Below are 6824 nucleotides of genomic sequence, written 5' to 3' on the forward strand. Positions count from 1 at the left end.
CCTACGTCATGGGCTCGCACGGGCCGGCGTGTGCGCGCCGCCCGACGTCGTCGTCACCGGCCGTCCGCCGTCCTGGTGTGCGCGTCGTTCCTCCTTCACCGCACGAGTTGTGCGCGGGCATCCGCCTGCACGACGATCGGGATCCCGTCGGGCACCAAAAAATTGACGATGGGCGGCCGGACGACGGCGGTGAGCACCACGCGTGCGGTCCGGCCGTCCGCGGTGCCCGTCGCAGGATCGACCGTCAGCTGATCGAACCGCGCTGCTGCGCCCGTGGCGACGAGGTAGCCGGACGCGGACTCCTCCACCCGCGCGTCCTGCAGGGACGGGAGCGGCGTGGTCGTCCCACCGCTATCCACGTCGATGCTGTAGGTGTCCGCGGCCGCGAGTGCCGCACCGTCGGCGACCGAGAGCAGCTTCTTGTGCCCGATGTAGACGGAGGACACGGCGAGGACGACCGTGACCACCAGCAGCGAGACCAGCACGTACCCGATGATCAGGACTCCGACCTGTCCGTCCTCGCAGGTCTGACCCGGGTGGTCGTGGTCCTGCCCGTCGGACGTCGCACGCGTGCTCATCCGAATCGCTCGACGATCTGGGCCGAGGTCGAGTCGACCGTCGCGGCGGACGGATACGCACCCGCGACGGAGGGGACCAGGGGCAGGGGGACCTCGAGCCGCACCACCACGGTGACGGTGGAGCCCGGAGCGAGGCACTCGTCGCTGCAGGCGATGTCCACGACTGCCTGCTCGGGGGCGAACCCGAAGTCCGCGAGGGCAAGACGGGCAGCCTCCCGGGCACGGGCGTCGGCCTCCTGGGGTGTCCGGGCGTCGACGAACACCTTCGCGGCCTGATCGGCAGCCCCGACCACCGCGAACGAACCGCCCTGCACCTGCCCCACGGTCAGCACGAGGTACACCACCGGCACCAGGAGCAGGACGCTCAGGAAGACGAACTCGACGACCGCGCTTCCGCGTTCCTGCCGGAGGAGGGCGTCCGCGACCCGTGCGCGATGCAGCTGCTGCACCCATCCGACAGCACCGGGAAGCGCTGCTCGAGCGGGCACGATTCTTCCGGCGGAGGTGTCGACCGTCGGATCACGACGGAAGGGCGGCATGACCGCGTACCTCCATGACACCGGCCGGACCGATCAGGCCGATCACCGGCAGCGGCGCACGGACGACGACCTCGAGCGTCCGCACGCCCCCGACCGTGCTCTCGCCCACCGTCACATCCGAACCGTAGGAGTCTGCCAGCGAGCCCCTGATCAGCTCCTCCGCCCGTCCGACGGCGTCCTGCGGGCTGCGATCCGCGAGGGTGCCGTACCGGGCTCCCGAGGACGCGGCATCGATCAGGGTGTTGCGGACGTGCAGGACCAGCGTGAGCTGGATGATCGCGACGAAGATCACCGTCAGGAGTCCGCCGATCAGCGCGAAATCCACGACGGCGGCACCGCGTTCCGGGTCCTCGCGGTCCCTGCCGACCTGCAGCCGACGGAAGATGGCCCTCATCTAGGGCGAGACCTGATCGATCGCCTGGTTGAAGAGGCCCTCGAGTGCCGGGCCCGCGATGGCGAGCAGTGCCGCGACCAGGACGGCGGACATGAGCGTGATCATGACCCACCCGGGCACGTCACCACGTTCCCGTTCCTCGGTCGGATGCAGCAGGACGGCTCCCGTCGCCAACAGGAGCAGGGTGAGGCGCTGTGCAGTTGTCATGATTCTCATGGGATTGCCCCTTGCAGTGGTGATTCGCGGAGTGATGGCCCGTGCAGTGATGGATGCGGCATGCGGATCGTGAAGCCCACGGTAGAGTGCGGAGGCGTGTCCGGACCTGGAGCGCTCGTCGTCATCACAGGCCGATGTTGATCAGCGCGATGCCGGGATAGACGGCGAAGAGGACTGTCAGCGGCAGCACACCGAATACCAGCGGAACCATCATGGCAATTTCCTTCTTGCCGGCTGATTCCATGAGTCCACGCTTCGCGAGGTCGCGTACGTCCTGCGCCTGAGCCCTCAGCACATCGGCGAGAGGTGTACCCCGCTGCACGGCCACGGTGATCCCGTCGACGAAGCGGGCGAGTGGAGCCAGCCGCGTCCGGTTCGAGAAGTCCTGGAGTGCCTCCACCAGGGGCTTTCCCGCTCTGGTCGCCGCGAGCACGAGGGCGAACTCGCCGGCGAGCTCGCCCTGTGCCGTGCGGCAGATGCGCTCCAGGGCGCCGGTGGTGCTCTCCCCCGCCGATACGGCGAGAGCCATCAGCTCGGCGAGGCTCGGGAACTCGGCGAGCATGCGGGCCTCGCGCCGCTTGATGTCGGAGGAAAGGACGTAGTCCCTGCCGACGAACCCCATGACGGCACAGCCGAGGACGATCAGCACGGCCAGCGGCAGGTTGGCGGATCCCGAGGCGGCGAGCAGAGCGATCACCATCGTGGAGCCGGCGAGTCCGCCCGCCGACCAGAGAAGTTGCTGTGCACGGAACTCCGCCGGTGTCTGGCCCCTGCCGGCCTGATCGAGCCGCCGCGACAACGTCGCCGTCGCCGGGTTGAAGCGGTGCGACCAGCGGACGGCGTCCGCGAGAAGGGGGCGCACGATCCTTTCCAGCGGGCCGAAGGGGGTGACGTTCGATGTCCCGTCGAGAAGAAGTCGTGACTGGACGTCGACGGCCCGCAGCTGAGGGGCGATACGTTCGGTGAGGGTGGCGGGACGCATCGAGGGAAGGCGGACGAGTGTCAGCCACAGTCCCGCTCCGAGAACCAGGCCGCACAGCGCAGCGAGGGCCAGTGGTGACGTCATCGCAGAACCCTCTCGTCCTCGGGCAGCGCTCCGACGCGCAGCATCACGCGATAGCAGACGACGGACACCACCAGGCCACCGAGCAGGACCGCGGCACCGGCTGTCGAGTTGTAGGCGCGCACGGCTTCAGGTCGGGTCGAGAGGAGCAGGAGCACCAGCCACGGTGCGGCAACCGCCAGCCGCGCCGCATTCACGGTCCAGGACTGCCGCGCCTCGAGTTCACTGCGTGTCCTTGCTGCGTCGCGCAGGAATTCCGACAGCGTGCCGAGTAGCCGGCCGAGATCGGATCCGCCTACTTCTCGTGTCATCCGGAGGGCTTCGACGATGCGGTCCGCCACGGGATCCGCCAACCGCTCCTTGAGTCGATCGAGGGCATCCTCGAAGCGGCCACCTGCGCGGTAGTCGTCAGCGAAGGCTCGGAAAGCGGGGCGTAGTTCGATGGGCCCCTTCTCGCCGAGTTGCACCAGAGCCTCCGGCAGCGAAAGCCCGGCGCGGATGGCGGACCGCAGGTGGTCGACCGCGTCCGGCCAGAGTTCGCGCAGCGACGCCGTGCGCTTCGCCGCGCGCCATCGAACGATCCCGAAGGGAAGGAAACCCCCGAACAGGGCGAAACAGACCGCAATGGGCCAAGATCCGGTCAGCACGAAGCCGAGGAGAAGCACGAAGAAGCCGACCGCGGCACACGAGGCCAGGAGCCCGTTCGTGGAAACACGCTCCACCCCTGCCCTCAGGAGCAGATCGTCGAGCGACCTCCGCCGGGTACGCCTGGCTCGCGGCGCGACCGGGCGCTCCCAGAAGGACCACCAGACAAGGAAGAGCCCGGCGCCCAGGCCGACTCCGAGGGCCGTGTTCACGATCGAACCCCGAGCACGGATGCGATGTCGACGCCTGCCGCCCTGAACTTGTCCTCCGCCGGCATGCCGGTGGCCGTGAGCTCCAGGGTTCCGTCAACGCGGTGGAAGATCGACGAGGATTCGATGACCCCGTTCTCGACCCTCCGCCCGAGTGCCATGATCTCCATGACGCGGCGCTGCCCGCCGGGAAGCCGCGCGCAGTGGACGACGAGGTCGATGCAGGAGGCGACGGTCGGAACCACGAAGCTGCTCGAGATGTTCTCTCCGGCGAGCAACGGCAGGGTGCAGATCTTCGTGATGGCGTCATGAGCGCTGTTGGCGTGCACACTGCACATCCCGGGGAGGCCGCTGTTCAGGGCGATCAGCATGTCGAGGCACTCGGCCTCCCTCACCTCGCCGACGATCAGGCGGTCGGGCCGCATGCGCAGAGCCTCCTTCACCAGCCGGCGGAGTGGGATTTCGCCATGGCCCTCCAGGTTCGGCTGGCGGCACTGCAGGCCGACGACGTCCCGCAGGGGTAGCTGGAGCTCGAAGATCTCCTCCACCGTGATCACCCGCTCGCGCGGCCCGATGGACGCGCCGAGGCAGTTGAGCATCGTCGTCTTGCCGGCCTGGGTCGCCCCGGAGACGAGGATGTTCAAGCCGCTCGCGACCGCGACCCCGAGGAAGCGCGCTGCCTGGGGCGACAGCGTCCCGAGCTCCACCAGGTGCTCCAGTCTCGACGCCCGGGCGATGAACTTCCTGATGTTGACGGACCAGTGCTGCCGCGTGACGTCGGGGATCACGACGTGAAGGCGTGATCCGTCGGGGAGCGAGGCATCGACGAACGGGGAAGAGAGGTCGAGGCGCCGTCCAGAAGACTTCAGCATCTTCTCCACGAGGTCCCGGACCTGCTTCTCGGTCAGGGAGAGGTCTGTCAGTTCCGATTCGCCGTCGCGGGCCACATAGACCTCGGAGGGGGCATTGATCCAGACCTCCTCGACCGTAGGGTCGTCGAGGAACGGCTGTAGGGCGCCGAAGCCGGCAACGGCGTCGTAAACCTGCTTGCGCGCCACATCGAGTCGTCCGAGCGCGGGAAGGACGCCCAGCCTCGACCTTTCGTCATAGTCGGCAACGGCATCATCGACCAGAACCTGCACCTGGGAGGCCTGCCGTGACGGATCGAGGCCACGACGGCGGATGAGTTCCCGAACTTCCCCCTCGACGAGCCGCACACCGTCCATCCGAAACTCCCATTGTCATGGTTCCGCATAGCCCCGGGCCGCTCCACACCGACGCGTCCGACCTTCACCCTACTGAAGCCCACGCAGGGCGACCAGAGTCACCTGCAGATGTGGACATCCCGCGTACACGGCGTCTTTCCTGCGGAATGGACGTGCGCCTCCCGACACGCCGAACCAAATACGACGACAGGCGCAGGTTTTACCTAAGATTCTTCCTTCACTTCCGAAACTCGGGTCCCACTAGTAACAGGGCTGTACTCTTTCGAGCAATCACTCAGCTGGCTGACGCCCGGATTCTGCTGGAGAAACCCGTGACCTTGCCCTCCCCCGCCCGGCTTCTGTGCGCCGCCCTCCTGTCCTTCGGACTTCTGGGCAGCGCGGTGCCCGCCATGGCGAACGACGCCGTGCCGGCGGCGCCGCCGTCGACCGCCCCGGCGCCGCCGTCGACCGCCCCGACGTCGCCGGCCACGGTCGCCCCCCGGCAGGCGCTGGAGTCCGCGACACTTCCGGCCACAGCGCCCGAAGCGCCGGTCCCGGCCGAGACCGTTCCCGCGACCGAGAAACGCGCGGCGGCCGCGGAACCGTCGACGGTGAAGCCGTCCGAGGCCGCCGCAGGAGCATCGCCGCCCGCGGCGTCGCCCGCACCGAACGAGGTGACCTCGTTCGTTCCGGACCTGAACTGGAACCCGCTCAATGATCCTGGATCGAATGCCCGGTACGGCGAGCACTTCGCCCAACCGGTCACACCGCTGAAGACGGCGTCGCCACTGGGCCTCGACGACGCAGGCGGCAGCGCCGCCATCGCGCCGCGCTCGGGCACTTTCAAGGTCACGCTGGTGACGGTGCAACTGTCGGGGAAGACAGTTGCGGACACCGACGCGATCAACATGACTGCGGCGCGCAACTCGATCACCGGTGCGAACGCCTACTGGAACTCGGCGTCAGCGGGTCGTCTCTCCATCACCAAGGTGAACGAGCTACGCCACAAGTCGGCAGCGAAGATCACCGACTCCTACGGCACCATCATGGCGACCGTGACCAAGGAGCTGAACTGGCAGTACCGCTCCTACGAGTCGCTGGTCATCTTCGTCCCCCACGCGGACCTCAACTACAACGGGTCCTGGGGCATCCTCGGTGGCGGGTTCACCGACAGCGCGACCAGTGGACGCGTGATCATGCCGTACCCGTCGGCACTCACGAACAACGTCGTGACGCACGAATTCGGCCACGTCCTCGGCCTGCACCACGCCAACTCGCTGGCATGCTCCAACGGAAGGGTCGACGCGGAACGGACCGGATCCTCCTGGGGCAACTCGGGCTGCTGGTCGTCCGAGTACAGCGATATGTCCGATCTGATGGGCTACGCCCAGGTCAGCTCGCCGATGATCAACGCCTTCCTGTGGGAATACGGTGGCTTCGGCTCAGGCGACGAGATCCGGAACATCGGAACGCCCTCGAACAAGCAGCAATACACCCTCAGGCCATGGGGCGGCACCGACAGGCAACGGGCACTGAAGTTCACCGATCCGGTCAGCAAGGAGGTCTACTACCTCGAACTGCGCGCGCCGGTCGGCTTCGACAGGACGGCTGCTGTGGGCGGTAACCAGGGCGTGAAGATCACGAAGCAGGACATCCTCGGCTGGAGCGGCAACGCGTCCGTCGTCCTCACTCCCAACAGCAGCCTGTCCGGCTACTCGAACCGTGCCCTCACATGGAAGGCGGGACAGTCGTTCGTCACGCACTCAGGGACACGCGTGGAGATCACGTCGACCACCTTCCCGACGAACCAGGCGGATGCTGCCAGTGCGGTCGTGACCATCACCCCACCCACCATGACGCCTGCTGCTGCGATGTCGGCGATCTCGTCGGTTGTCGCTGGTTCTCCGCAGCTCGGGGGTGCGAAGTCGGAGGTGCAGTGCGGTCTGGTCGGAGGGGGTTGCTACCAGAATTTCGT

Annotated in this window: 8 protein-coding genes; 1 reads left to right on the plus strand and 7 read right to left on the minus strand. The window is 67.6% G+C overall.

The features are described from left to right. Nucleotides 1-95 precede the first annotated feature (95 nt). The 7 genes from ASF21_RS15140 to ASF21_RS15170 form a co-directional block, all read right to left on the minus strand. The gene (locus ASF21_RS15140) at nucleotides 96-578 is read right to left on the minus strand and encodes a pilus assembly protein TadG-related protein (RefSeq protein WP_157365939.1); all 483 of its coding nucleotides are present in this window, start codon (nucleotides 576-578) and stop codon (nucleotides 96-98) included. Then, entirely contained in the window at nucleotides 575-1117 is a 543-nt protein-coding gene (locus tag ASF21_RS15145) for a hypothetical protein (RefSeq protein ID WP_235499030.1), read from the minus strand. The genes ASF21_RS15140 and ASF21_RS15145 overlap by 4 nt, the downstream gene beginning before the upstream one ends. Continuing rightward, nucleotides 1098-1511 carry a TadE family protein gene (locus tag ASF21_RS15150; RefSeq protein ID WP_055773160.1) on the minus strand — a complete coding sequence of 138 codons (414 nt, stop codon included), beginning with the start codon at nucleotides 1509-1511 and terminating at the stop codon, nucleotides 1098-1100. The genes ASF21_RS15145 and ASF21_RS15150 overlap by 20 nt, the downstream gene beginning before the upstream one ends. After that, complete coding sequence (locus ASF21_RS17000) at nucleotides 1512-1718, minus strand: hypothetical protein (RefSeq protein ID WP_055773163.1); 207 nt, start codon at nucleotides 1716-1718, stop codon at nucleotides 1512-1514. 133 nt (nucleotides 1719-1851) lie between these two features. Continuing rightward, nucleotides 1852-2793, minus strand: a complete 942-nt coding sequence (locus tag ASF21_RS15160) for a type II secretion system F family protein (protein WP_055773165.1) — start codon at nucleotides 2791-2793, stop codon at nucleotides 1852-1854. Then, nucleotides 2790-3647, minus strand: a complete 858-nt coding sequence (locus ASF21_RS15165; RefSeq protein WP_157365940.1) for a type II secretion system F family protein — start codon at nucleotides 3645-3647, stop codon at nucleotides 2790-2792. The genes ASF21_RS15160 and ASF21_RS15165 overlap by 4 nt, the downstream gene beginning before the upstream one ends. Then, complete coding sequence (locus ASF21_RS15170; protein ID WP_055773169.1) at nucleotides 3644-4870, minus strand: CpaF family protein; 1227 nt, start codon at nucleotides 4868-4870, stop codon at nucleotides 3644-3646. The genes ASF21_RS15165 and ASF21_RS15170 overlap by 4 nt, the downstream gene beginning before the upstream one ends. A gap of 311 nt (nucleotides 4871-5181) precedes the next feature. On the opposite strand from ASF21_RS15170, the gene ASF21_RS15175 reads away from it, so the two are divergent. Beyond that, the coding region (locus tag ASF21_RS15175) for a zinc-dependent metalloprotease family protein (RefSeq protein WP_055773172.1) at nucleotides 5182-6824 on the plus strand (1643 nt) is incomplete at its 3' end.

Source organism: Arthrobacter sp. Leaf234 (assembly GCF_001422665.1).
Lineage (GTDB): Bacteria > Actinomycetota > Actinomycetes > Actinomycetales > Micrococcaceae > Arthrobacter_D.